This window comes from Pseudomonas sp. BNK-15 (assembly GCF_047456105.1).
GTDB lineage: Bacteria > Pseudomonadota > Gammaproteobacteria > Pseudomonadales > Pseudomonadaceae > Aquipseudomonas > Aquipseudomonas putida_E.
In genome coordinates this window covers 5,092,659-5,118,425 of record NZ_CP179898.1, presented here as the reverse complement: position 1 = coordinate 5,118,425, position 25,767 = coordinate 5,092,659, and the positions used below count along the sequence as shown (strand labels likewise).

General features: G+C 60.9%; 18 protein-coding genes and 1 pseudogene. 15 read left to right on the top strand and 4 right to left on the bottom strand.

Annotated elements, in window-relative coordinates:
- Positions 1-108 precede the first annotated feature (108 nt).
- Positions 109-1,710 (top strand): putative bifunctional diguanylate cyclase/phosphodiesterase, encoded by a 1,602-nt coding sequence (locus tag ACMGF5_RS23495; RefSeq protein ID WP_115274609.1) that lies wholly within the window; start codon positions 109-111, stop codon positions 1,708-1,710.
- A gap of 6 nt (positions 1,711-1,716) precedes the next feature.
- On the opposite strand, the gene ACMGF5_RS23490 is transcribed toward ACMGF5_RS23495, so the two are convergent.
- A complete protein-coding gene (locus ACMGF5_RS23490; RefSeq protein WP_414157297.1) occupies positions 1,717-5,505 on the bottom strand; it encodes a dermonecrotic toxin domain-containing protein in 3,789 nt (1,262 codons plus the stop codon).
- Between the two features lie 313 nt (positions 5,506-5,818).
- On the opposite strand from ACMGF5_RS23490, the gene ACMGF5_RS23485 reads away from it, so the two are divergent.
- From ACMGF5_RS23485 to ACMGF5_RS23455, 7 genes are all read left to right on the top strand, one after another.
- The gene (locus ACMGF5_RS23485) at positions 5,819-6,967 is read left to right on the top strand and encodes a hypothetical protein (RefSeq protein WP_174141914.1); all 1,149 of its coding nucleotides are present in this window, start codon (positions 5,819-5,821) and stop codon (positions 6,965-6,967) included.
- A gap of 74 nt (positions 6,968-7,041) precedes the next feature.
- Positions 7,042-8,160 carry a glycosyltransferase family 61 protein gene (locus tag ACMGF5_RS23480; RefSeq protein WP_115274612.1) on the top strand — a complete coding sequence of 373 codons (1,119 nt, stop codon included), beginning with the start codon at positions 7,042-7,044 and terminating at the stop codon, positions 8,158-8,160.
- A gap of 339 nt (positions 8,161-8,499) precedes the next feature.
- Positions 8,500-8,676: an EPS-associated small membrane protein EppA gene (gene eppA, locus ACMGF5_RS23475; RefSeq protein WP_168216558.1), complete on the top strand. Its 177-nt coding sequence runs from the start codon at positions 8,500-8,502 to the stop codon at positions 8,674-8,676.
- Between the two features lie 303 nt (positions 8,677-8,979).
- The gene (locus ACMGF5_RS23470; protein WP_119687157.1) at positions 8,980-9,537 is read left to right on the top strand and encodes a polysaccharide biosynthesis/export family protein; all 558 of its coding nucleotides are present in this window, start codon (positions 8,980-8,982) and stop codon (positions 9,535-9,537) included.
- Between the two features lie 25 nt (positions 9,538-9,562).
- Positions 9,563-10,678, top strand: coding sequence for a hypothetical protein (locus ACMGF5_RS23465; RefSeq protein WP_115274613.1), 1,116 nt, complete (start codon positions 9,563-9,565; stop codon positions 10,676-10,678).
- A 20-nt stretch (positions 10,679-10,698) separates the two neighbouring features.
- A complete protein-coding gene (locus ACMGF5_RS23460) occupies positions 10,699-12,267 on the top strand; it encodes a GumC family protein (protein ID WP_115274614.1) in 1,569 nt (522 codons plus the stop codon).
- A 12-nt stretch (positions 12,268-12,279) separates the two neighbouring features.
- Complete coding sequence (locus tag ACMGF5_RS23455) at positions 12,280-13,086, top strand: CpsD/CapB family tyrosine-protein kinase (RefSeq protein WP_046785988.1); 807 nt, start codon at positions 12,280-12,282, stop codon at positions 13,084-13,086.
- A gap of 66 nt (positions 13,087-13,152) precedes the next feature.
- On the opposite strand, the gene galE is transcribed toward ACMGF5_RS23455, so the two are convergent.
- The 3 genes from galE to ACMGF5_RS23440 all read right to left on the bottom strand — a co-directional run bounded on the left by galE (position 13,153) and on the right by ACMGF5_RS23440 (position 18,322).
- Positions 13,153-14,115 carry a UDP-glucose 4-epimerase GalE gene (gene galE / locus ACMGF5_RS23450; RefSeq protein ID WP_414157296.1) on the bottom strand — a complete coding sequence of 321 codons (963 nt, stop codon included), beginning with the start codon at positions 14,113-14,115 and terminating at the stop codon, positions 13,153-13,155.
- Positions 14,116-14,190: 75 nt separating this feature from the next.
- Positions 14,191-16,791: a glycosyl hydrolase family 5 gene (locus ACMGF5_RS23445; protein WP_414157295.1), complete on the bottom strand. Its 2,601-nt coding sequence runs from the start codon at positions 16,789-16,791 to the stop codon at positions 14,191-14,193.
- 4 nt (positions 16,792-16,795) lie between these two features.
- Positions 16,796-18,322, bottom strand: a complete 1,527-nt coding sequence (locus ACMGF5_RS23440) for an O-antigen ligase family protein (protein ID WP_414157294.1) — start codon at positions 18,320-18,322, stop codon at positions 16,796-16,798.
- Positions 18,323-18,416: 94 nt separating this feature from the next.
- Here ACMGF5_RS23440 and ACMGF5_RS23435 point away from each other — a divergent pair, with 94 nt between their 5' ends.
- The 7 genes and pseudogenes from ACMGF5_RS23435 (at position 18,417) to ACMGF5_RS23405 (ending at position 25,735) form a co-directional block, all read left to right on the top strand.
- On the top strand, positions 18,417-19,793 hold the full coding sequence (locus ACMGF5_RS23435) for an oligosaccharide flippase family protein (protein WP_115274618.1): 1,377 nt from the start codon (positions 18,417-18,419) through the stop codon (positions 19,791-19,793).
- Between the two features lie 259 nt (positions 19,794-20,052).
- Positions 20,053-21,510: pseudogene (locus tag ACMGF5_RS23430) on the top strand (FAD-dependent oxidoreductase); the annotation flags it as partial.
- Positions 21,511-21,632: 122 nt separating this feature from the next.
- Positions 21,633-22,250 carry an acyltransferase gene (locus ACMGF5_RS23425; protein WP_046785994.1) on the top strand — a complete coding sequence of 206 codons (618 nt, stop codon included), beginning with the start codon at positions 21,633-21,635 and terminating at the stop codon, positions 22,248-22,250.
- Positions 22,243-23,199, top strand: coding sequence for a glycosyltransferase family 2 protein (locus tag ACMGF5_RS23420; RefSeq protein WP_046785995.1), 957 nt, complete (start codon positions 22,243-22,245; stop codon positions 23,197-23,199). The genes ACMGF5_RS23425 and ACMGF5_RS23420 overlap by 8 nt, the downstream gene beginning before the upstream one ends.
- Positions 23,200-23,207: 8 nt before the next feature.
- Positions 23,208-23,732, top strand: coding sequence for a serine O-acetyltransferase (locus tag ACMGF5_RS23415; RefSeq protein ID WP_046785996.1), 525 nt, complete (start codon positions 23,208-23,210; stop codon positions 23,730-23,732).
- Between the two features lie 61 nt (positions 23,733-23,793).
- Positions 23,794-24,768 (top strand): glycosyltransferase, encoded by a 975-nt coding sequence (locus tag ACMGF5_RS23410; RefSeq protein ID WP_281869445.1) that lies wholly within the window; start codon positions 23,794-23,796, stop codon positions 24,766-24,768.
- A 10-nt stretch (positions 24,769-24,778) separates the two neighbouring features.
- The gene (locus tag ACMGF5_RS23405) at positions 24,779-25,735 is read left to right on the top strand and encodes a VirK/YbjX family protein (protein ID WP_414157293.1); all 957 of its coding nucleotides are present in this window, start codon (positions 24,779-24,781) and stop codon (positions 25,733-25,735) included.
- The last annotated feature ends 32 nt before the right edge of the window (positions 25,736-25,767 follow it).

Here is a 25,767-nt window from a genome sequence, read left to right as displayed (position 1 = left end):
GAATCGCTTCAGCTTCGAGGATGCACCCGGCGAAAGAAAAATACCAGTCTGGCTCAATATTGCCCGCAGTGCGCCGATACATAAGCAATCGAGCGCATACGAAGGCCTATGACCCCGTCCAATACCCCACTACCTGATGAACCGCCGCCCACCGGCCAGCTGCGCCGCTTCCTTGGCAGCCTGATGCCGGTGGGCTTCGCCCTGGCCGGGATCGCCCTGTCGGTGCTGCTGGGCCATCTGGACGTGCAGCGCCAGCCTGACGGCCTGATGGCCAGCCCTCTGGTCTCGCCGCTGCTCTGGTTCGCCCTGGCCTGTACGGGCTTGACCAGCCTGTTCCTGGCCCTGATCAACCGCAAGCAACGCCAGCTGCAGCAACGCAATCGAGAACTGCGCAGCTCCCAGGCGCAACTTGAGCGGCTGGCCCACTACGACACCATCACCGGCTTGCCCAACCGCGTGTTGTTCCAGCAGCAACTGGCCGATGCCATTCTCAAGGGCGATGGTCTGGCTGTGTTGATGCTGGACATCGATGGCTTCAAGCAGGTGAACGACAGCCTCGGCCATGCCATGGGCGACCTGTTGCTGCAGCAAGCCACCGCGCGTTTTTTGCAGGAGCTGGACGCGCCTGACCGGGTGTGCCGCCTTGGCGGCGACGAGTTCGTTTTCATGTTGCGCGGCACCCAGGGCCAGGTGAGCCACCAGGTGGCTCACCTGCTGCGCTGCCTGCAACGCCCGTTCGATCTCAATGGCAGTACCGCACTGGTGACCGGCAGTATCGGCCTGGCCAGGTGCCCCCAGCACGGTGAGGATGTCGGCAGCCTGCTGCGTCACGCCGATACGGCGATGTATGCAGCCAAGGAAAGCGGGCGCAACGCCTGGCGCCCCTACCACACCGACATGACTGCCCGCCTGCAGCAGCGCCTGGAGCTTGAGCGCAACCTGCGCCGTGCCTTGCAGGCGAACGAGTTCGAGCTGTGGTATCAACCCAAGGTCGACCTGTTCAGCGGCTGCCTGCAGGGTGTCGAAGCATTGCTGCGCTGGCGGGACCCTGTTCATGGCCTGGTGTCACCGGCCGAGTTCATCCCGCTGGCAGAGCGCACGGGCCTGATCATTCCGCTGGGTGAGCGCGTGTTGGCGCTGGCTTGCGCGCAGATGGCCGCCTGGCGCGACGAGGACCGCGTACCCGGGCCAATGGCGATCAACGTGGCGGCGCTGCAGATCGAACGCAGCGACTATGTCTCCAGCCTGGCCCAGGCGCTGGAGTGTCACGGCCTGGCGCCGAGCCTGCTGGAAGTGGAAATCACCGAAAGTCTGCTGATGGAAAGCCAGCAACAGGCCTGTGAGGTACTGGCCCAATTACAGGCCATGGGCGTGACCACGGCGGTGGACGACTTCGGCACGGGTTATTCGTCACTGGCTTATTTGCGAGCGCTGCCGATCGATCACCTGAAGATCGACCGTGCGTTCATCAAAGACCTGCCGGACGATGACGATGCAGTGGCCGTGGCCCGGGCCATCATCGACCTGGGCCATGCGTTGGGCTTCCGGATCACTGCCGAGGGCATTGAAACCCAGGAACAGTATGACTTCTTGCGCAACGCCGGTTGCGACCAGGGGCAGGGCTATCTGCTGGCCCGGCCAATGCCGGCGGCGGACCTTGCGCGCTGGCTGGCGACCCGTGCCGAGCGGGGCCGCCAGGGCAGTGCCTGAAGCGGCTCAGAGATCCAGCAGCAAGGCCGCCGGCGAGTCTAGCGCCAGATCGCGAAAAGCGGGGTCTGCATCCATGCGTTCGAGGCAGCGCCACAGTGCCTCCAGGCCTGCATCGAAGTCATCGAAATCGGTGATGTCCTCGATCAGCTGGCGCAGCTCTCGCCGGTAGTGCAACGGCACGCGCGACCACAAGCGCAGTCGCTGTGCGCTGGCATTGGCCAACAGCGTCTGGTAGTCGATATCGGATACCAGAAGGTCAGCTCCATGAAGCTGGAAGTAATCCTCAATCTGCTCGCGAATGGGCAGCCCTAGCGCCGGGCTTTCCAGGGCCAAGGCATTGGCGTTGGCCGCGGGCAGGGTGAACCCCTGTGGAAGACGCTGGAACTGGTTCTCGGACAGGTCGATGATCAGCACCGACTCCAGTCGTTGAAGGCCTTGGGGGAGTTCGGTCAAGCCGCAGTTGACCATGAACACCGAGCCGAGCCCTGGAAGGTTCTGCAGGTTCGGCGCGTGGAGCAACGGGTTCTCGGAGAGATCCAGCACCCTCAACCCGTCCAGTCGCTCCAGTGCTGCCTGTGAGCGTGCGTCCCAGCTGATGCGGTTATGTTCAAGGTCAAGCCATTGCAGGTTGCCAGGTACCCGAACCTCTGGAACCGCGGCGAAGCGACAACGGCTCAAGGTCAGGCGCTGCAGTTCGGGCAGGCACTGCAGCCATTGTGCGGGCAACTCGCTCAGTGCGCTGTTACCGCTGAGGTCAAGGTCCGCGACGTGGCTAAAACCTGCTGGCAACGTGAGGGTCGCCAAGTCGCTGTTTTCCAGTTCGAAGTTTTTCAGGTCCAGGGAGTGGATGCGTTGGCCGGTGGACAGCACACGTATCGAATTTTGCTGCCAGGCGTTGAGAATCCTGCGCACGGCGGGCTGGCGGCGGGGAACGGCCGTTGCCCATCGATCGAGGTCGGTGCGCAACTGTCTCAAGGTGTCTTCACGAATGCGCAATTCTGTCTCTGCAGAGCGCATCGTGTTACGCCAGTCTACCTGTAAGCGCTCGGCCTGCTCTTGGGTGATGCTGGGGTAGAGCCTGCGCAAGCGCGCCGGCACGCTTTGGTTGAAGAACGGCGAGGCGGGTGCCAGTGGAGTGACAGGTGCGCCACCGCGCAACCTGTGACGCGGGGTAGGGCGCTTGGCCTGTGGCCCCCAGAGGCGCATCGGCCACTTGCGCCGCTCGGCAGCGGCCAGGCGCTGCGTGCGCTCGCCCAGCGCGCCAGCACTGCCCCACGCGCGCTTGAGGTTTGGTGGCGCTGCGGCGTACAGCGCCTGGTACGCATCGGCATGCACTGGCCTGGCAACCGGGCGTTCGTCATTGAAGACCTCGTAGCCTTGACCCGACCTGAGCAACAGGCAACGCTCGCTGGCCTGTTCGTCGCCGATGGCCGCCAGCACGGTGCCCTCTGGCGTGGCCTCGCGGATCTCAACGCGCAAGTGCTGTGGCCAGCCGGAGTACCGTTGCATGCAGGCGAGCAGCAAGCGTTCGCTGTCGCGGTTGGCCAGGCGCGGGTGATACAGGCCTTCCAGGGCACGGACCAATGGCAGATCCCGGGTGATCTGTTCGGCTTCCATGTGCAGCCAGGCCGGTAACGTTCCTTGCGCTTGCCAATTGGCCAACGCCTCCGGTGAGAGCCGAGCCAGCAGACGCCTGGCAAGCGGTGGGGTCAATGGCGCGTAGGTATCGCACATCCGCTGCTCGGCGGCGCTTGCCGTACGGCCGTAAATACGCGTCAGTGCTGCGCCGTCCAGCTCGGGCATTTGCTTCGCCAGCGTAAAACGCTCCAGCGTATCGGCAAGCAGTGCAGGGGTGGCTTCACCGGCCAGGTGTACTGCCTGCAAACGTGCCCGGTCCACACCACTGATGACCATGGCCTGTTGCAGTTGCGCATCGTCCAGTGCATCCACAGGCAAGCCCAGGCGGCGCACGCACTGGCTGTCGGCCCAGTCCTGAGGTGCCTCGTGTTCCGCGCGCCAGGCGCCTTCGCCGTTGTGTTCCAGCAGCGGCCGGTAGGCCTCGTGGTCACTGGGGTGGACGATCCTCCAGCGTTGGTCGGTGCCGTCCAGGGCAATTTCATAGTGGTGGCCATCCAGGCGGATGAATTGTCTGCCCTGGTGGGTTCGCAACCCTTGCGGGTTGGCTTCAAGTTCTGCAGGTAACTGCACGTTGCTCGCATAGCCCTTCAGGTCTGCACGCCAGAGCCGTCGGCTGCCGTCCCGCAGTTTCACCGGTTCAAGGCTTTCCATCAGCGCGCTGTTGAACAGCCTGGGCAGCACCTTGCCTGCTGCATGCAAACCGCCGATCGCAGCAAGGTTCAGGCCTACCGCCTCAATGTGCTGCAAGGCCAGGTGGCGGTCGCCTATGCTCCAAGCCTGGTAACCGTCGATCACCTCCCCAAGCAACTGGCAGGCGATTACCCCTGTCAACAGGGTGCCAACCCCGGGTATGAAGAAACCTGCAACCATCAGTGCGTCCAGCCCCATGCTTTGCCACTGGGCGATGCGCCGTTGGTGCGCTTGCCTGTCGACCTCTGCGGTAGGCACTGCCACGGCTGCGGCCTCGGCCTTCAGGCGTGCCACATGATCGCCATAGAGGAAAGCCAGCAGTGGCGCCTCGATGGGGGCAAGGGCCAGGTGCAGGTCGGCGCCCTCGCGCATCGACCACCGTTGATCTGCGGGGCTGTTACCTGCGGCGTCGAGGTTCTGGTGCAACAGGTCGAGGAAACGATAGCACTGCAACGATGAGACGTATCGCTGGAAACCCCGTCGGTAATCCGCTTGCAGCAAGTGGGTGGCGAGATGTGCATGCACGCCGGCAAGGCCGGGAAACTGCAGCAGGCGCTGCTCATCACCGGGCAGGTACATCAACAAACCCGCCGTGCCGGCGTCGATGATCAGCACTTCGTGCAGTGCGATGCCGAACAGCGATGGCTGCCAGCAGCGTACGGGGGCCTGTGCCAGCAGTTGGTCAATGACATCACGGCCGGCGCCGGTAATGGTGTGGCGCAGCAAGGCCATGTCGGCGGCAAGGCGCAGGCGGTCACGCAGGGTCGTCATGAAGGCCGCGCGTACCGGGCGTGAGGGCGTTTCGAAGATCGCCTGCAGGTGTTCCTGATAACGCTGCCCAATGTCCAGGTCCCGACAACTGCGGGCGAAGCCGCTGGGAGCAAGCGGCAGCGGGTTGATACGGTATGACTCGGACGGCAGGTCGATATCGACCAGCGTTTCGCTGTCGCCCAACGTGGTCTGGCCGACGACCGTGGTGGCTTCGAACTGCGCATCACCGGCCAGTACCAGGGCGCTGTCGTGGCTGAACGTGGGCTGCTCTTCGAAGTTGTGCAGGGCGGCTTCGAGCAGGCTGGTCGCTTTGTGGCCGGTGACGTAGGTGCCGAAACTGAACCTGTGTTGAATATGGATGAGCTGGGTACTGCGCAGCGGCACCGACAGTTGGTGCTCGGCCTTCAGTCGTTGCTCGAGCAAGGCTTCGGCGAATTCAGCAACGTTCTGCAGGCCCGCCATGGCGCGCGCCAGTTGGTACTGCGAGTCGTCCAGGCGGCGCTGGCTGGCAAGCACTGCTTCGCGCAGATCGGGTGCAGCATTGGCGAACCATGGCGCTTGACCCTCCAGGCCTTGCTCGGGCTGCACGCTCTCGCGCAAGCGCCGCCAGTGCTCAGGTTGCATCGTTCTGGCCCAGGCCGGTAGCTGTTCCTGGATCAGTTGCTGATGAGGGTTTTGAAGGGCGAAATCAGTCATCGTCGGTACCTGCATGAGAGAAAGAGCCGATAGCAGGCGCCGTTTGCATCGTAGCGGTGAGGTAGTTAATTACCCATTGCAACAATCAATGACCCAACGCGTACAGGAAAGAAAATTGACGTCATGAAATGAAGGCAGGCGATTGCAAAACGCCGCTTGCTAATACGCGAGCTTGCATCTTAAATTGTTACTGAATGTTAGGCCGGCAAGGGGCAATGTTGTCGGATTATCAGTCGCTTACGTCATTGTCTCGAGCAATAACCCGCTTCTCTTCCGATAAGGCCGTTTGAATTCAAAGGACGTCGAAGAAGAAATGAAAGCGCACATGATGGCCATAGCTCGAAAACTCATCTCACCTTCGCTGCGTTACGAGATCAGAACCGTATCAAACGTGTTACGCGACATGCTTGGGCGGGCGTGCTTCTGGCATTGGGAGGTCGCCCGGTTCAGGCTGCAGCAGCAAAGCCCCTACGAAATTCTCTACATCGGCAGGAAGCAACAGCGCGAAATGGCCAAGCTGTTGATAGGCGGCAAAGCGCAACAGCAGGCACCAGCACCCGAGGGCCCGGCGGGCAGCGTGCCCAGCCGCGTAGTAGTCAGTGAGTTACCCACCCTCGGGGCACTGTCCGTACCGCACTACCTGAGTGCCGTCGTACCGCTTGGGCGCTCGCTGGACGATATCACCGCGCGCTATGACAGTGAGTTGCGCCGCAGTATCCGCAAGAACCGACCGCTGTACCAGATGAGGCAAACGCTCTCGGATGACGAAATTGCCATGGCCGACCGTGACCTGCTTCGGCCTTATGCCAGCGCACGGCAAGGCATTCATGCGGCACAGTTTCCCACCGAGGAGGTGTTTCGTTTGGCCAAGGGGGTAGGCCGCCTGGACTTGATCACCTTGGATGGCGAGGTGGTGGCCTGTCACCTGGGTTGTGAGATAACCCGGGCTGGCAAGCGCTACTGGAGCACCTTGCGTTTCGGTTACTGCGAAGCCGTGTTTTCCGATGCCAAGAAACTGCGTGAGGTCAACTCCATCACCACCTACCTGGCGTTGGAGTGGGCCTTGGCCAATGGCTACGACTATTACGACATCGGTCTTTGTCTGGCGCGCCCGGATGACGGGTTACTGAAGTGGAAGCGGCGGCGCGGGGGTGATATCGACTCGCTGGGCAACCACGCCTACATGTTCATCCGTCTACCCAAGACGGGAGTGGCCCAGTTTCTTTGGGACACGCCGCTGTTTGCGGTCGAGGGCAACAAGTTGACGCTGCACCTGGGTTTACCGGAAGGGTCCAGTGATGAAGCGCTTGCAAGCCGCTACCACGAAATGGTGTTTGGCGGCCTGCACAAGATATACCTCTATGGCAATAGAAGTTCGGGTGAGTTGTTTTTCGAGAACTTGCGCGAACGGTATGCCAACTTGAAATCACCGCCCACGATGGAAAGGGTGTTGTCCAACTAACTTAGCGTCAGGGCCGGCCTGGATAAGGACGTCGCTTGCGAGCTTTTTGGCGTTCTTATCATAGGGGGCTTGCCATGGGTAGTAATATTTCTGAGTTCAATTCAACGCTAATTACCAGCGAAACTGTCTGGACACTGGCCGCCTACAAACACATGGCCAGAAAGCGGCTTGCCCGTAAAGCCGATATCGACATAAAAAGTCGGGCGGTTAAAACCTGGGACATCGCGCCCGGCGAAACCACCGTCTCTCCACCGGCGTATTTCTTGCCCAACCAGCTGGAACGCGTGACCGGTTGGGAGGCCAAGCGTTTTTTCCCCCATGTTCACCCCGCGCTCACCATGGAAGGCGGTATCCGTGCGCAGCAAGGCCCGACGCGCGGCTACCTGCTAAAGGATGTCTGGCTGATTGACGGGGCGTTATACAAAGACGACGCCAGCCATTGGCTGTCGTTGAAGCCCAGCACTTTCCCGCGGGTAACGGTGGACTACGAGATAGAGCGGGGTGCTGTGTATTGCACGCAAAACGGCAACACTTGGTTTGGTACCTGGTTGATGGAAGATTGCCCGACCTACGCACTGGCCTGCAACGAGGGCATCCCTGTTACCACGGCACCATCGGCCAGGTTTCCATTGTTTACCCAGGCCCCCGGCTATGAGGCGTGGCTGGACATGCAACCCTTGCGCTTGCGCAGCGCATTTTTCAAGGAGCTGGTGCTGTTCGACGACGTGAGCAACAACCGCAGCCGGCATCAGCGCTACCGTGCCATGGGCGACAAGTTGCTGTCGCATGTGGACCCTGTAACGCACCCTGGCGTGTTCATTCTGCGCGGCTGTGAAGGCCAATTGCGCTTGATGCGCAACGAACTTGAGGTCGCCGAACACTTGCGCAAGTACCGTGGCTTTCGCGTGATCGACCCACTCAGGTGCGATGTGCCGACCATCGTCGCGGCATGCGCGGGGGCCAGGACGGTGATTGGCGTGGAAGGCAGCCAGCTGGTTCACGGCGTCAATGTGCTGCGTTCAGGCGGCTCGCTGCTGGCGCTGCAGCCGCCTAACCGCTTCGTCAGCTACTACAAGTACCTGACGGACCGTGACCATCAGCATTTTGGCTTCGTCGTCGGCACGCCGCAGGGTGATGGCTTCACGATCGATATTGATGAGGTCGAACGTACCCTCGATCTTTTTCCGTCATAAGCGTGACGCTAAGCGCAATGATTCTCACTGTTTCTCGCCTATGAAACACATCGTTCAAGTCGTGCCCCGGTTCGACTACCCGCATGCTGGCCAGGGTGGGGCGCTGATGACAGTTTATTTTTTATGGCATATCAATGAGTTGCTAGAAGCACGAGCGGGTGAAAAGTGCCTGCATCTTCTGCATGTCGATAATTTGACGAGTCGAGGGGCAGTCGATTGAGATTTATTATGGTGTCGGAACGTTGACGTAATGGCATCGTGCCCATAAGCTCCAATCAACAGCGATTCATTCCTCCGCCAAAAACCCATAATAAATTTTCCTCTTCGTAGGAGGGGACCATGCGCTCAACACTGTTCATCAAATCCATCTTTCTGTTGGTGTTATTGAGTGGTGCGGCACGGGCGGCTGATTCTTATATGAGCCAGGCAAATATTGTTCCCTTGGCAACGGCAGGCTGGGTGTTTGCGTTTGCGGTGATCGGCTTTGTCGCAGTTGCCAACAGAAAGAAAATTTGAGGACGCTGTTGTTACCATTACGATCAACTAAACCGTACTGCCAGTGAATTGACGCTAAATAATGGATGTTTGCGTCGAAGACGGGATTAGCCGCTTGTCAATTTTACAGCTGTTGCTATATTCCAGTAGCTGACGCCCCAGACGCAAATTGGCAGTGGCAGGCGAAGCGGCATTGCGGTAAAGGGCCTCCTGGATGCTTGAGGCCGTCGCAGCGCTGTAACGGCTGCGAAGTGGAGCGAGAGGTTTAGTGTCGTTCTCATTCAGTGCTCTTGAACCTGGGCCGCAAGGCCGGAGGGATCCCTCATGGCGCGTTTGCTGATTTCCATCTTTTGCGTATTCGTGACTTGGTCCGGCACCAGCGTGGCCGATCAAGGCAACCCGGCGTACCTGCTCAGCCCCGGTGACAGGGTGCTGATTTCGGTCTGGCAAGAGGACACCCTTCGCCAGGAAACCGTCGTACTACCCGATGGCAGCATCACCTTCCCCCTGGCAGGCCGAATCGATGTGGCCGGGCTGGACGTCACAGCGGTTGCCGACAAGGTCACTGCCGGCCTCAAACCCTACCTGGCAGATCCTAATGTAAGCGTCGTTGTCACGGGTACGGCGGGCAACCTTGTGTATGTGCAAGGCAAGGTCATCAAGCCAGGCCCGGTGCCCATGGCAGGCCCTACGGCGGTGCTTCAGGCGCTGAGCATGTCGGGTGGAATGGACAAATTCGCCGACGAAAGTGCCATCAAGGTCATCCGCGGCAGCGGCCCTTCACAAAAGGTATTGCCGGTGCGCTACAAGGATCTGGTTTCCGGGCGCGACATGTCCACCAACTTCCAACTTCAGGCTGGCGATACGCTGGTCGTACCTTGACCCTACCAATATATAAGAATCTCTAGTGCCTATTTTCCGACCAACGAATATTGCGACGGCAATCATGATGTTGCCGTTGTCTGGGGTGGTTCACGCCGCCATTTGGCAGTCTTCAGTCGTGGTGCCCACGTCTGTCGAGTACGACAGCAACCCATTGCTCCTGACGTCCGAGGAGAAAGGTGTGACGCGTACCATCATTGCGCCCGACTACAGCCTGATCGGTCAGTTCGACCGCGACCAGTTGCGCCTGGGCCTGGGTGTCAACGTGCTGCGCTCATCCGACCGGTCGATCGTCGATGACCGTGAAGACCCCAAAGTGAGCCTGGGGTGGCAGCGCGAGACCGAGACCGGTGGCTTTGGTTTGCTGGCGCGCTATGAGGAGAGTTCCACACTGTCCGGTGCTGTGCAGGACACCGGCGTGGTCACCACCGACGGCACGCAGGAGATGTCCACGCTCGAGGCCAACTGGAGCAGCGCGGTGACCGAGCGCAGCACGCTGGCCAACGTCCTTACCTATTCGCATGCCCGTTATGACATCAGTTCGCTGACCGGTTACGACGAGCTGTACAACACATCGACATGGACCTACGCCTGGAGCGAGCGCACCGACATCATCACCGGTTTTGACGCCAGGCGTTATGAACCGCAGGACGATACCACCGCGGTGTCCTCCAACAGCTACAGCCCGAATATCGGTGTCAGGCACCGGTTTTCCGAACGGTTTGAAGGCGAGATGCATATCGGCGTGAACAAGACCACGGGTTCTGGCGGCGGGCGCCGCGGTGAAGGTGGCATGTCGCTGTTCTACCGGGGCGATCGTGCCGATGCCACCTTCAGCGCCGAGCGCAGCACCGTTGCCAACGCCGAGGGCGGCTTTGCCGAACTCGACATGGTACGCGGCAGTTGGAGCTACCTGGTCACCGAGGTCGACCGCGTGGGCGTCGATGCGTCCTGGCAGGACAGCAAAGGGGTCTCGCCAAACACGTTACAAACGTATGGCATCTGGGCAAGCCGCGCATTTTCACCGGCCTGGGACCTGCGTTTCTCGTTGATGTACAAGCAGCGCCAGCAAGACGGCTTGCCCGATGCTGACGCGACCATTGCCGGATTGACGCTGACGTACAGATATCCCGACATCTGACTCTCGCACGGGTGGCCACCATGAAAACGGACTACGAGCTTTCCCTTAAAGATTACATCGCCATCATCAAGGACCGCGCCTTGTTGCTGGGGGTGAGCATCGTGGTCGTGATTGCGGCAACCGTCGGGGTCGCCGTCTCGGTGCCGCCCCTTTATCAGTCGACCGGCACCATCCTGGTGGAGTCGCAACAGATTTCGCCAGAGCTGGTCTCGGCCAACAACAACAGTTTTGCCGATGAGCGCATCGAGGTCATTCGTCAGCGCGTCATGACCCGCGAGAACCTGCTGAAGATCATCGACAAGTACAACCTGTTCGCCGACAAGGGCAGGCGGTTCAGTGAGACCGACAAGATCGAGCAGATGCGCAGTGCAATCGTCGTGGCCACGCTCAGTACCTACGTCAAAGGGCGTGGCGAGGCGACGGTCGCGTTCACGGTTTCCTATGAGGACAAGCGCGCTGAAGTTGCCAAGGAAGTGGCCGACGAACTGGTGACGCTGTTTCTCAACGAAAACATGAAACAGCGCACCGAGCGCGCAACCGAGACCACCGAATTCCTTACCCAGGAGGCGAACAAGCTGGGCGCCGAGCTGGCTGCGCTCGAGAACAAGCTGGCGGATTTCAAGCAGGCGCACGCCAATGCCTTGCCTGAGAACCAGCAGTTGCGCATGAGCATGTTGTCGCGTTCGGAGTTGGAGTTCCGCGAGGTCGATCGCGACTACAAGGCCGCCCAGGAAGAGCTGCGTTACCTCGAACTGGAGCTGGCGGCCGCCAATGCGGGGGTGCCCGCGCAGGCGGCTGGCGGCAGGCCTGCCTCGGCGGACCAACCACAGGACCTGGCCAGCCTCAAGGCCGAGTATGCCCGGCTGTTGACCAAATACACCCCGGCGCACCCCGATGTGGTGGCCGTCAAGCGCAAGATCGACTTGCTCAAGGCCTCGGGCGAGAAGGGCATCGCCGCTGCGGCGGCCATGAACCTCGATGCGGCCAGGGTACGTACCAAAATGGCGGCTACGCAGTCGCGCATCGCATCGCTTGCTGAACAGAAACGTCAGCTGACGGCCAAAATGGAAGGCTATGAGGCCGATATCCTCGAAGCTCCGCAAGTGGAGCGCGGCCTGGTAACACTGATGCGTGACCATGACAACGCACGCAAGAAGTATGAAGAAATCCGCGACAAGGAAATGGGCGCGAAGATCACCGAAAGTCTGGAGCAGGAAAACAAGGCTGAGCGCTTCGTGTTGCTGGAGCCACCCTTGATGCCGGAAAAACCGGTCAAGCCCAACCGCAAGAAAATTGTCGCCCTTGGCCTGGTGTTGGCGCCGGCAGTGGGCGGCGCGCTGGTGATGCTGCTGGAAATGCTGAACCAGCGTATACGGGGTGTCGGTGCGCTGGAAAGCGTGCTGGGCAAGCGGGTGCTGGTGGCCGTGCCGTACATTTCCACGCAGGCCGATGTGGCCAGGCGCCGCAAGTGGCGGGTGCTGCTGGTCATCGGCGGCTTGTTACTGGTTGCTATGCTGATGGTGGTCGTCCATGTGTTCTACATGCCACTGGACCTCTTGCTGTTTAAAGCTATGGCTCGGTTTGAATAGGGAAGCGCAGCGATGGACAGAATTACGCCGGCTATCGGAAAGAACATTCATCAGGTTTCTCCCACTCCCGCTGAAACGCCAAAGGCGGCGCCTGTGTCGGAGCAGCCCGAAGCCTTGGGGCAATTCGATTACGTGCAGACCAAGGTGGTGCCGCTGCGTGCGGAGCATCTGGAACGCAACCGGATCGTCTCCTACAACAAGAACTCGAACATGAGCGGGGCCATCGACCTGCTGCGCACGCAAGTGCTGCAGGCCATGGAAGAAAACGGCTGGCGGACTTTGGCGATCACCTCGCCGACACCCGAGGCGGGCAAGACAGTGCTGGCGGTCAACCTGGCCATGAGCATCGCCCACCACACCACCAAGACCGCGCTGCTGGTCGACTTCGACCTGCGTCGGCCAAGGGTTGGCAGCAGCCTTGGCCTGCCCATGGACAAAGCGCTGAACGAGCTGCTCAAAGGCGAGGCCTGGCTGGAAGAGGTACTGGTCAACCCGACCTTGCCGCGGTTCGTGGTGCTGCCCACGCGTGAACCGATACCGATGTCTACCGAGATGTTGTCATCGCCCAAGGTCAACAGCCTGATCAGCGACCTGCGCGACCGCTACGACTCGCGTATCTGCATTTTCGATCTGCCACCGCTGTTGAGTTCCGACGATGCATTGACCGTCTTGCCGAAGTTCGACTGTGTGCTGCTGGTAGTGGCCAACGGGGTGAACAGCAAGAAGGATATCGAAGACTGCCTGCATCATCTGGCGACGGCGAATTTGATCGGGGCGGTATTGAACAAGGCGGATGAGCAACCGCGGCCTTACTACTGAGCCTTTGATTGCTGATGCAAGGAGCTGGCTAGCCATGCTTGCTCCTTGCTTGCTATTGCGCTCACGTCATTGCCAGGGGTACTGAAGCTCCCAGTCCCAGGCGTGCCGCACAATCTGCTCCAGTGAATCGAACCGTGGCTGCCATCCCAGCACCTCCCTGGCCCGGGCAGCATCGGCAACCAGCCTGGCCGGGTCGCCATCGCGCCGCTCTGCCTCGACCACGTTGATCTGCCGCCCGGTCACGACCCGGGCGGTATCGATCACTTGCTGCACCGAAAACCCAAGGCCATTGCCCAGGTTGAACGCCGTACTTGCGCCGCCGGCCAACAGGTAGTCCACCGCCAGCGCGTGTGCCGACGCCAGGTCGGCCACATGCACATAATCACGAATGCAGCTGCCGTCGGGTGTGTCGTAATCATGGCCGAACACGGTGATCGCCTCGCGCCGGCCAGAGGCGGCCTGCAGGATCAACGGGATCAGGTGGGTTTCCGGTTCGTGGCATTCACCCAGCGAACCTTCCGGGTCGGCGCCCGCGGCATTGAAGTAACGCAGGCACACCGACCGCAATCCGTAGGCACGGTCGAAGTCCTGGAGGATCTGCTCCACCATCCACTTGCTGCGCCCGTAGGGATTGATCGGCGCCTTGGGGTGCTGCTCATCGATGGGGATGTACTGTGGGTCGCCGTAAACGGCTGCTGTAGAGGAGAAGACCAAGTGCCTGATCCCGGCTCGCACCATGGCATCGAGCAGGGTCAGCGTGGCGGCGACGTTGTTCTGGTAGTACTTGCACGGGGCGGTGACCGATTCTGCCACCTGGATGAACGAGGCAAAATGGAAAACGGCGTCGAAGTGGCAGTCGTCGAACAGCGCATCTAGCGAGAGCGCATCAGCGATATCCAGCTCGACCCATTCGATATCAGGGCCAGTGGCCACGGTATCCGCTACCACCACTTCGTGCCCTGCGGCCAACAGGTGCTTGACCATGTGTGAGCCGATATAGCCTGAACCCCCGACAACCAAGTACTTCATCCAATCCTCCTGGAACAGAAGCAGCGTCGAATGCCTGGAATACAGGTCTGAATTGACTCTAGATGGCGATATGCCCTATTTCAAGAAAAGCCAGTTGGCCATGCTGCGCCCGTCGAAACGGATAAGGTAGCGCCCCTCTTCGTAGCTCGACGCCAGCACCTGCTCCTGCCCATCGGCCGTGCGGCCGTAGAGTTTCAAGCCTGCTGGCGCCTTGACGCTCAGGGTGCCTTCGAGCGGCTCGACGTGAAACGGAGTCATGTCGTCGGGGCGGGGCACAGCACGGGTACCCAGTGAAATCAGCAGGCTACGCGACTGGTTGAGCGGCTTGGTATCGAGGCTTTGTACCACCACGCTGGCATACGCGGTTTTCAGCTGCAGCTGGATGTCGCCAAGGTCCATTGCCTGGCCGCCCAGCCAGCCAGTCGCGGCCTGGGTCGAGGGCGTGTCAATGGTGTAGACGCCCTGTTGCCAGTTGCGCCGCAGTTGCCCGGTATCGGTGACCGACTCGCTGGCGTTGGCATCGAGCAGTGAGTGGTCTGGGTCACGCAGCACCTGCGCATCGGCCGGGATGGCACTGGCCTGAAGCCATGGCAGTTGCGCCGTCTGGGGCATGGCGATCTGCAGCTGGCCCCTTTCCATGGCGGTGCGCAGCAGCACCGAGGTATTGGGTGTGATCGGCCTGTTGAACAAGGTGTCTGGAGTGGGTGCGAAGACGTAACGGGTTTTCGCCAGCTGCACGTCCTCGCGGCGGTAGAGCAGGGCGGCGGCGGGCAGGGTGGCCATCAGCGCCGGGTCGTTGTAGGCATTCCAGTTGTCTGCGCGGCGCCACTGGCTGAAGAAGCCCTGCTGGCTGTAAGCGTATTGCATGATTGCGTCCCAGCCCTGGTGGCTGGCCGTCGCTGCCACGTACAGCGGCAATGAGTGGCGGTCAGGCAGCGGGAAGGGTTCGGCGTTCCACTCGGTGACCGTCATCGGCAGCCCCACCACCTGAGCGGCGCCGAGCCAGTCGATCATGCCGTCGCTGGTCAACGGGTTCTTCTCCAGCTGCCCGATGCCGCCATAGCTGTGGGCATCGATGACGTCACCCGTGGTCAGCGACGGCAGCGAGGACAAGCCGTTGCCGCCCCAGGTGCTGGTGGTGGAGATGGGTACCTTGACCCCGATGTTGCGCAGGTCCTTGATCATGTCAGCGAAAACGCGGTGCTCCAGGTCGTTGAGGAACAGCTTGGAGGGGCCGTGCTCCCAGGCACGCCAGGTCTTGTCCGCCGGCAGGTCCTGGCGGGCGGCGAAGGCCTTGGCTTCGTCCATGTATAGCCGGCTGTGGCGGGGCACACCCTTGTCCGGCAATAGCGCGTTGCCAAAGTGCTGGGTGATGTCGTTTTCGTTGGTGAGCAAAATGGCCGCGATTGCCGGGTCGTCCTTGTAGGCAAGCCCTGTATAGCGGTTGACGTGGGTCATGTAGCGTTCAGCGAAGCGCTTCATGGCCTGGGCAATGGTGACATTGACGTAGGCATAGCCCTTTACAGCGGCAACGCCTTGCTCCTTGGGCAGTTCATCGAAGGCGTAAATGTTGTCGTTGGCGGTCAGGATGCGTGACACGTTCATGTCGAGCCAGACATACACGCCCTCGTCCTTGAGGCATTTGATCCACCAGTCGATCTTCCTCAGCGCTTCGGCGTCGAGTTGCTCGGTGTTCTTGAGCTGGGTGAGATCGCCGAAGATGTTCGGGCTCACCCACGGGGAGTCGTGGTGGTGCAGCCTTACCAGGTTGAAGCCCAGTGCCGATAGACGCTTGGCCTGCGCTTTGATTTCCTCGTCAGGCGTTTTGAACAGCGCATAAGCCGACAGGTTGGTGCCCCAGAAGCGCGCCGGGGTGTTGTCGGCAAACACCAGTTGTTCACCGGATGCTTTGACGAAACCACGTTTGCCGGCTGGTATTTCCCCCGCGTTGAGGAACGACAGGTCCACAGGTGACGTGCGCCAGTCCAACTGGTCATCCGGCCATTGCGTGGGGTCGGCCAGGCCGAAGCGTTCGCTGGGCGTGGGCCCTATGGCGATATCCCCGGCAACGGTCAGCACCGCCTTGATCTGTTGGCGGCCAGGCAGAATCGGGTCGGTGTAGAAGAAGGTTCGCACCTGGCTGGTATCGCCCCGCTCGAAATAGACCTTGGCCAACGGGGGATCGAAGCGCATTTGCACACGTGGCCCGCCGCTGTTCTTGCCCCAGGCCCAACCGCGGTTGCCGGGCAACAGCACCGGGTCGCCCATTTCCCCGGCGATCAGCGCCGGGTCGAAGCGCCAGACGATGCCGCCGCCCATCACATCGGCCTGCTTGCTCTGTGCCTGCAGGTCGAAGTGCCAGGTCAGGGTTTGCCCCTGGTCCTTCTGGATATCGGCTTTCAGGTCGAAATCAAGGTCCTTGTTTCGCCCCGTCAAGGTGTAGCGGTAAGGCCCCTGAACCTTGAGTGTCGGGTAGAAGCCCGTCCAGCTCCAGTCTTCACCCCAGAAGTCGAAGCTTGAGGCAAAGGCAGGGCCGCCTCCGCGCGTCAGGTTGGGCAGGCCGTTCTGTTCGTCGACGCTGACGACCCACTCCGAGGCCATGCCGGCCAGCGGCAGCATCAGCAGGCCAACCAGTGCCGTTGCCCGGGTCAAGGGGCAGAATGAAGTGTCGGTCATTGAACTACCTCGGTTGCAGGCTGGCGTTGGCAGGGTGTTCGGCATCGGCGAAAGCGTGCCTGCGGACCATCTGGATGTAGGCGATGCCGAGCCCGGCAATCGACCAGTACACCACCGGGATTACCGTGATGCTGCTTACCGTGAAAATGGTCACCAGGATGCCCAGCAAGGTCGCCATCAGCACCCTGCCGAGCTGGCGGTAAGGGTCACTCTTGTCGGGGAAGGTACGCATGCTCTTGTTGATGCCCATCAGGACGCAGGCGAAGAACCCCACGAACAGCGCCAGCCCTACCAGGCCGATCCTAAGCGCCAGGCCGATGTAGGTGTTGACGATGTCGATGATGCCCTCGCCCTGGATCATCGATTGCATTTCCGGCGTGTTGCGGAAATCGAACGATCCGAACAACGGGTAGCGCTGAATGACGATCCACGAATTGTCGAGCAGTCGCTCGCGGTAGGTTATGTTCTCATTGTCCACGCTGCCGATGAACGGCAGCAGGTCGAGGATCTTTTCGCCGCCGGGCACGATGGTCAGCAGCGGAATGCTCAGCACCCCTGCCAGTGCCAGCAGGGACAGGCGCGTGACTGCACGCTTGCCCATGGCGATGAACACGACAATCATCACCACCGCGCCCACCCAGGGGCCCCGTGACAGTGGCACAAACAGGCCGGCGGCCAGCAGCAAGGCCCCAAGGTTGCGCTGCAGCTGGCTGCGCACGAAGCCCTGCACGAACAGGAACAGACCAATCGCAACCGTGATCACATAGCCCAGGGCAATGGCCTGGCCGGCGGTGACGCTGGCGCGCAACGAACCGCCCCGGCTCAGGTAGCCTTTCATGCTCCACTCCACACCCAGGGCGTCGAGCAACGCGTTGTACAGCAGCCAGTGGCGCGCGTACTCAGCGACGGCCAGCAGCGACAAGACCAAAGCGGCAATGACGAAGGCCAGCATCGCGTCCTTGAAGTCGCTCAGCTCCCTCAACCCGCGGCTGGCGACGTAGTAGGGCAAGAACACGTCGACATACAAGTACACCGCCTGGCGCAGGGTATCGGTAATCGTGGTCTCGCGCAGGTACAGCAGCCCCATCAGCAACAGGCTGGCGGCCAGCAGCTTGTCGGCCCACAGGCGGCCGAAACGCAGCGTATCGCTCTGCTTGCTCAGCACCAGTGCGGCGGGGAGCAGCACGCACAGGGTCAGGATGCGCTGATGGTTCAGCTCGATCAGGTAGTTGACCACGCCAAAGCCGGGCACCTCTTTCGACGCGGGCGGTATGACGAACAGCAACAGGAAGAACAGCGCCATGGGGTTGCGCTCGCGGCGCCTGGCCGTGAGCAGCATGACGGCGGCAACGGCGGTGTAGATCCAGTAGCTGTGGGCAAAAAAGGCCACCAGTGTCAACGCGAACCACAGGTTGCGGCGGCGCTTGAAATCGCTCTCGGCAATCAGGTCCTTTGCCGGGCTGCGTGCGAGAAAGAACACCACGCAAGCCAGGAACAAAATGACGATCAGCGCACGTAAATGTTCGGGCATGGGAGAGGTCACCTGTCCCCGGGTGGATGGGCACTAGCATCATGGCTAATTGAAACTATAGTGACTTCTAGCCATTCAGTCAGAGATTCAAGTCATGCCGTCGATTGATGTGCAAGCACCTGCCAGTCTGCGCAAGCGTGCCATGGGCGCAGGCGCATGGAACCTGGTCTCGCTGGTGGCCTCGCAGGTGCTGCGCTTGGGCGGCAACCTGATCATGGCGCGGATACTGCTGCCGGAAATGTTTGGGGTGATGGTCATTGCCACCACCGTTTCTGTGCTGCTGCACCTGCTGTCCGATGTCGGCCTGCGGCAGAACATCATCCAGAGCCACCGCGGCGACGACCCATTGTTCCTCAACACCGCCTGGACGGTGCAGATCGTGCGCGGCTTTGTGCTGTTCGCGCTGACGCTGCTGCTGGCCCTCGGCGCCTGGTGGGCGCAACTGGCCGATCTGTGGCCGGCGCATTCCACTTATGCAGCGCCAGAGCTGCCGCTGGTGCTGGCGGTGACCGGCATTTCAGCGATCATCTGGGGTTTCCAGTCCACCAAGATAGACGTCGCGGTACGCGCCTTCCAGCAAAAGCGCGTGGTGCTGATAGAGCTCGCATCGCAGGTCGTCGGGCTGGTCACGATGCTGGTGATCGGCTATTTCACCCGGTCCATCTGGTCTTTGGTGGTCGCCGGCCTGGCCTCGGCGCTGGTTGGCACGTTACTGGGCCATTTCGCCTTGCATGGCCCGCACAACCGCCTGCAATGGGACCGTGCAGCGCTCACCGAACTGATCGTGTTCGGGCGCTGGATACTGCTGTCTTCGATGGTCGGGGTATTGGCCATGTATGGCGACCGCATCTGGTTCGGCGGCACGATGACGGTGGCGCAGCTTGGGGTGTATTCCATTGCCGTGCTGATTCTCGGGTCGATCCAGACCGGCTTGCTCAAACTGGTCGGGTCAGTGGCGCTTCCAGCTTTCAGCGAAGCGGCCAGGGCCGGTGACCAGGCGCGCCTGAAAAAACTCTACTTCCACTTCAGGCTGCTGGTCGATCTGGTCATGCTGTTCCTGTGTGGCGGTTTCCTGACTGCCAGCCCGCTGCTGATCGGCTGGATGTACGATGAGCGCTATGCCGACGCAGGCCCGATGCTGGCCATCCTGTCGCTGTCGTTCTTCACCTTGCGCTATACCTTGGCACATCAGTTGTGGATCGCTTTGGGCCATACCAAGTACCAGGCGATGGACAACATCATCCGGCTCGTCTCTTTGTGGGCACTGATACCGTTGTTGCTGGCCATTGGCGGAGTGAAATACGCCATATGGGGGGCCGCTCTGCATACCTTCCCGACGCTGGCACTGATCGTCTATGTCAATTCCAAGCTGAATATCTGGAGTATGAAGCGTGAACTTGTGGTGCTACCGATGATTGCGGTCGGCGCATTGTGTGGCTTCCTGATCACGCGTTTGTTCGACTGGCTCTGAAGCCTTCCCGGCAGGCTGCACATAACGATACCGGGCTAGATAAAATCAACGGCATAGGTCTTGTGATCATGGGGAAGCTACAGTTTCTTGATCGGCAATCGGGTCGCCGCGGCTTTCTTCGCAATGGCGTGTTGCTGGGCGTCGGCGTAGCTGTTTTCGGTATCGTCCCTGGCGCTGGGCGCAAACCGGCGGAAAAGGGCGGGTTCGTTGTGATCAACGGCTGGGTCTTGCCTTCGGAATACTTCAAGGACGGTCGAGCATGATCAAGGACTTCGAGGCTGAGAAAACCCTGCGCGAAGCCTACGACGTGTGCATCATCGGTGCCGGCCCGGCCGGCATCACCCTGGCCCTGCAGCTGGCGCAGGCGGGGTGGAGTGTGGTGCTGCTCGAGGGGGGAGGGCGTGAGTATGAGCCGCGCTCGCAGGAACTCTACGCGTGCACCTCGACCGGCCTTGAGCTGTATGCCGAACAGACGCGCCTGCGTTACCTGGGCGGCACCTCCAATCATTGGGCAGGCCGTTGTCGCCCCTTCACTTCGTCCGATTTTGCCGTAGCGCCGCCTGTCGGCCTGCCGGGCTGGCCGATCGACTATGCGCAGATCGAGCGCTACCTGCCGGCGGCCATGGCGATCGTTGACCTGCCGAACGGGGCTGGTTTTAAAACCGTGAACACCGGCTTGAACGGTGGCGAATTCGATGCTGACTGTTTTCTGCTGAGCCCGCCAACACGGTTTGCGCAAAAGTACGCATCGGCGCTCAACGAAACGCCCGGGCTGGAAGTGTTCATCAACTGCAACTGTGTCGACCTCGAATTCGATCAGGCTTCAGGGCAATTGAAGGCAGCGGTGGTGTCCGATTACGACCAGCATCGCGAGCGTGTCGCGGCCAGTCAGTTCGTCCTGGCGATGGGGGCGATCGAGAATGCCAGGCAATTGCTCAACAGCGCTTCGCTGGTGGGTGCTGGCGTGGTGAAAAAGGAGGGCCTGACCGGGCGTTGCCTGATGGAACACCTGAACATCGACTTGGGTACCTTCATACTCAAAGATGGCTTGGGCACCGAGCCGCGCCAGTATTACACCACTGATGCATTCGTCGCTGAGTACCATGCCGGCAAGGGCAATGTTTCCGCTACGGTGCTCTCCGATGTGCAGACCTACGGCAGAACGGCCGAGGTCAAATACTTTCTGGAAACCCTGGCGTGTCAGATGGGGCTGGCCAGCAAGATCGAGTTCGTCGCCAAGTTCAGTTGCCCCGGCGATGGCGTCATGACCACGATGATCGAACAGTTCCCGGATGCACAAAGCCGCATTTCGCTGCTCGACGAAACAGATGAGCTGGGCGTGGCCAAGGTCAATGTCAATTGGGTACTCAGTGCCACCGACAGGCATACCATCAAGTGCATCGGCGCTGAACTGGCCAAGCAATTCGCCCAGGCGGGGCTCGGCTTCGTCAAGCTCAACGATTTTGTCTATGACACCGAGTTGCCCCTGAAACTGTCGCCCCATGCCCATCACATGGGCACCACACGCATGGCGGCATCCCCCGAGTTCGGCGTGGTCGACGCCAACTGCAAGGTGTTCGGCAGTGAAAACCTCTATATAGCGGGCAGCAGCATTTTTGCCACAGGTGGCGCCTCGAACCCGACGATGCCGCTGTTGCAGTTCGCACTCAGATTGGCCGACCACCTCGATACGAAGATGAAGGCGGCCAGTGGGGCAGTTGTTCGAAGGGATGAGCAATGTGGGGAAAGGGTTGAGCGCGATACGGTCAGCATAAAGAAGAACGAGACCGGTTCGCCTCAGGGACAGTCCAGGACCGCTTGACGTGCGAGGGTAGCAGAATGATTGGATGGATACGCAATGCCATGACGCAGTATGTCTACTCAACAGGACGGGGAGGCTCGGCTTACAAGAAATTCTGCAACCCGACGCCCTTGGAGTGGGGTACCTACCTGGCACGGTGGGGCAAATTCCACTCGGTGGGCAGCAATGTCTATATCAATTGCGGCTGCAATGTCACCGACCCCACTCTGGTACGCATCGGTAGCAATGTGGGCCTGTCGGACTGCACCTTGATCGGACACGACGGTGTGGTTGCGCTGATCGAGATCTGTTACGGCAAGCACCTTGATTCGGTCGGCTACATTGACATCAAGGACAACTGTTTTGTCGGGCATGGTGCGATCGTCATGCCGCGCGTGACCATAGGGCCGAACGCTGTGGTCGCTGCAGGCGCTGTCGTCACCAAGGATGTTCCACCCGGCACGGTGGTCGGGGGCAACCCGGCCAAAGTCATCTGTACGACTGAAGAACTGATCAGCCGGGTCGAGGCGCGCTGCAATGCCTACCCCTGGATCGAGACGGTCAAGCAACGCAAAGGTGCTTACGACCCGACCGTGGAACCTGCGCTGGCACGCCAACGCAGCGAGTATTTCTTCGGAGACGGCAGCAATGGATAGCAAACCCGTCGACGTGATGGTCGTCAATTTCAATACCGCATCGTTGCTGCAGCCGATGTTCGATGCGCTGCGCCAAGCCGGGAGTGAACGGCTGGCCAGTTACCTGGTAGTGGACAACGCATCCGTCGATGATTCGGTGCAGCGCCTGGCCGAGGTCTGCCCGGAAGCTGTGCTGCTGAGCAACACGCATAATGTCGGCTTTGGCCGCGCCAACAACCAGTTGCTGGCGCACCTGCAGGGCAAGTACGCGCTGCTGCTCAACACCGACGCCTTCGTCGCTGCTGACAGCCTGCAAAAAACCGTCGATTACATGGACGCGCACCCGGACTGTGGCGTTCTGGGCGTGCGCCTGGTGGGGCGCGACGGTGACCTGCAACCCAGTTGCCGCTACTTCCCCACGCCCTTGAATGTGTTTGTCGCGCGTACCGGCCTGGGGCGCTTTTTCCCCGGGCTGAAGATGGTCGACGAGATGGCCTGGGACCATGCCTCGGTGCGTGAATGCGACTGGTTGCCGGGCTGCTTTTACCTGGTGCGCCGCGAGGTGCTCGATCAGGTGGGCCTGTTCGATCCGCGCTACTTTCTTTATTACGAGGAAGTCGACCATTGCAAGCGAGTGAAGGAGGCCGGTTGGAAGGTGGTGTTCTACCCGCACACCACCGTGGTGCACATAGGCGGGGAAAGCTCCAAGTCGGTCGCCGAACTGGAGGCTGCAAGCCGGCAGATCTCCAGCTACCAGATCGAGAGCGAGCTGCTGTACTTTCGCAAGCACCATGGCGTGCCGGGCTTGATCCTGCACATGCTGCTGGTGAGCCTGGGTGACCTGGTGCTGGCGCTCAAGGCATTGCTCAAGGGGCGAGGCTGGGGCGCGATCAAGGCCTGTTGGCTGCACACGCGCGCCACCTGGTCACTGTTGCTCAAGACCCAGTTTGCCAGCCAACCCACACGGTAGGTGAAGCCATGTTCCAGAACATACGCGCGGACTTGCGTGCACACGGTGGAGATTGGGGGGCCCAGGGCTTCTGGGTACTGCTGGTCTATCGTTTTGGCCGCTGGCGCTACGGCGTGCGGCCGGCACCTTTGCGTAAAGTGCTGTCGTTCGTCTACAAGGTGCTGTTCAAGTTCGTACAGATCATCACTGGCGTCGAGTTACCGTGTGAAGTGGTGATCGGTCGCAACTTCGTCATCGACCATTTCGGCGGCATCGTCATCAGCGGCTATGCGCGATTCGGTGATGACTGTCGGATTCGCAATGGTGTGGTGGTCGGCCTGAAGAATGTCAATGAACCGATTGCTCCCGTCTTTGGCAACAACGTCGATATCGGCGCCGGGGCCAAGGTGCTGGGCAACATTCGCATCGGCAACAACGTGTCGATCGGCTCCAACGCTGTAGTGTTGATCGATGTGCCGGACAATTCACTGGCCGTTGGCGTGCCAGCGACCATCAAGGCCCGAAAACCCAGCGAAGCGATGGAGTTCACATGAGCCAGGCAATGGCTGACCGTACCCGGGGTGGTTCCCTCAAGCGCTGCGAGTGAGGCTCAAGGTGACAGGCATTGGAGTGGTGGTTATCGGCCGTAACGAAGGCCTTCGCCTGGAACGCTGCCTGGCGTCGCTGACGGGGCGTGCGGACAAGGTGGTGTACGTGGACTCAGGCTCCACGGACGGCTCCGTGCAACGAGCATCGGCCTTGGGCGTCGAGGTGCTGACGTTGGACATGACCATACCTTTCACCGCCGCGCGTGCACGCAATGAGGGTTTTGCCTGCCTGCAAAAGGCCCTGCCTGCAGTACGCCATGTGCAGTTCGTCGATGGCGATTGCGAAGTGCATGCCGGCTGGCTCGTCACGGCGCAAGCCTTTCTCGACACCCACCCGCAGGTGGCGGTGGTGTGTGGGCGGCGCCGCGAGCGCTTTCCCCAGCACTCTGTCTACAACTGGCTGTGTGACCTGGAGTGGGATACCCCGCTGGGGGAAACCAAGGCCTGTGGCGGTGATGCGCTCATGCGTGTCGATGCCTTCGTGGCCGTCGCAGGCTATCGCTCTGCACTGATCGCCGGGGAAGAGCCCGAACTGTGCGTGCGGCTGAGGGCGGCCGGCTGGAAGGTCTGGCGCCTGGCTGCTGAGATGACCCTGCACGATGCCGCCATGACGCGCTTCGGCCAGTGGTGGCGGCGCAGCGTACGCGCAGGTTATGCCTATGCCGAGGGCGCCTCACTGCATGGCGCACCGCCGGAGCGGCATTGGCTGCGCGAGTCGCGCCGTGCCTGGGTTTGGGGCTTGGGCATTCCACTGCTGGTCGCGTTAGCAAGCATCTGGATGGGCCTGTGGGCACTGGTGCTGCTGCTGGCCTACCCGCTTCAGATGCTGCGCCTGGCGCGCCGTGGCGGTAGGTCGGCGCGTGAAAACGCAGTACAGGCGGTATTTCTGGTGCTGGGCAAATTCCCGGAGATGCTGGGCCAGATGAGGTTTGTGCTGAACAGGTTCATGGCCGGTAACCCGGCGTTGATCGAGTACAAATGAGATGCCTAAGATGCTCGGATCGTTAGCCAGAAGCGTATTCACCTTGCAACCCGGCTATTCGCTGCGGGCGCTTAACAACAAGTACAAGCTGGCCACAGCAATGATCAGGCAGTGGCCGGACTTGCGCACGTTCATGCAGCGCATGTCAGGTGCGCTGGGCAACGAGCGCTTCGCCAGGCTGGGCGTGGACTGCATCGGGGTGGTGCAGTGGCCCTACATCAGCAAATGCTGGGACGCCCGTGAACGGCTCGATGTGGTGGCATCGCACTATGAAGTGGTCGCCAGCCATTGCCCGGCACTGTTGCTGTTGGAGCGCGAGGAGCGCCAGGTTGTCTGCGACCTGTCCGCCTACTCCAACGGGTGCACCCTGGTGCTGGATCGGCCCATCTGGTTCAAGCGGGAAGGGGAGTTGGTGATCAACCTGTTCCAGGCTGACCTGCGTGTGGCGTCGCTGGCGTTCACGCTGTGCCGCACAGAGGGCGAGCTGTGCCTGTTCATTGGTGCCGTGCAGGGCATCCATAAAGGCATCGACAGCGAAACCTCGCTGAACATCTACCGCGACCTGACCAAGGATTTCGAAGGGTTGCGCCCCAGAAGCTTTCTGCTAGAAGCCCTCAAGTGCCTGGCCAGAGCGGCCGGGGTCGCCCGCATCTATGCTGTCGGCGATCAGTGCCGGCACCACCGTCACCCGTATTTCGGGGTTGAGAAGGCTCAGGACCTGGCAGCCAACTATGATGTGATATGGCAGGAGAGCGGTGCCGAAACGTCGGAGCGTGAGGACTTCTTTGTGCTCCCCCTGGCAGCTGCCAGGCGTAACCTGGAGGACATCGCGCCGAAGAAACGGGCCATGTACCGACGGCGTAACGCGCTACTGGACGACGTTTTCGCCAAGATAGAAGCAGCACTGCCCGGCACCGCCGCGCAAACAGAGCTGCCGTTGCATCCTCAGCTAGCCTGTAGTCAGTGAGCCACAGCATGAGGTAAAGGTCAGGGCGTCGC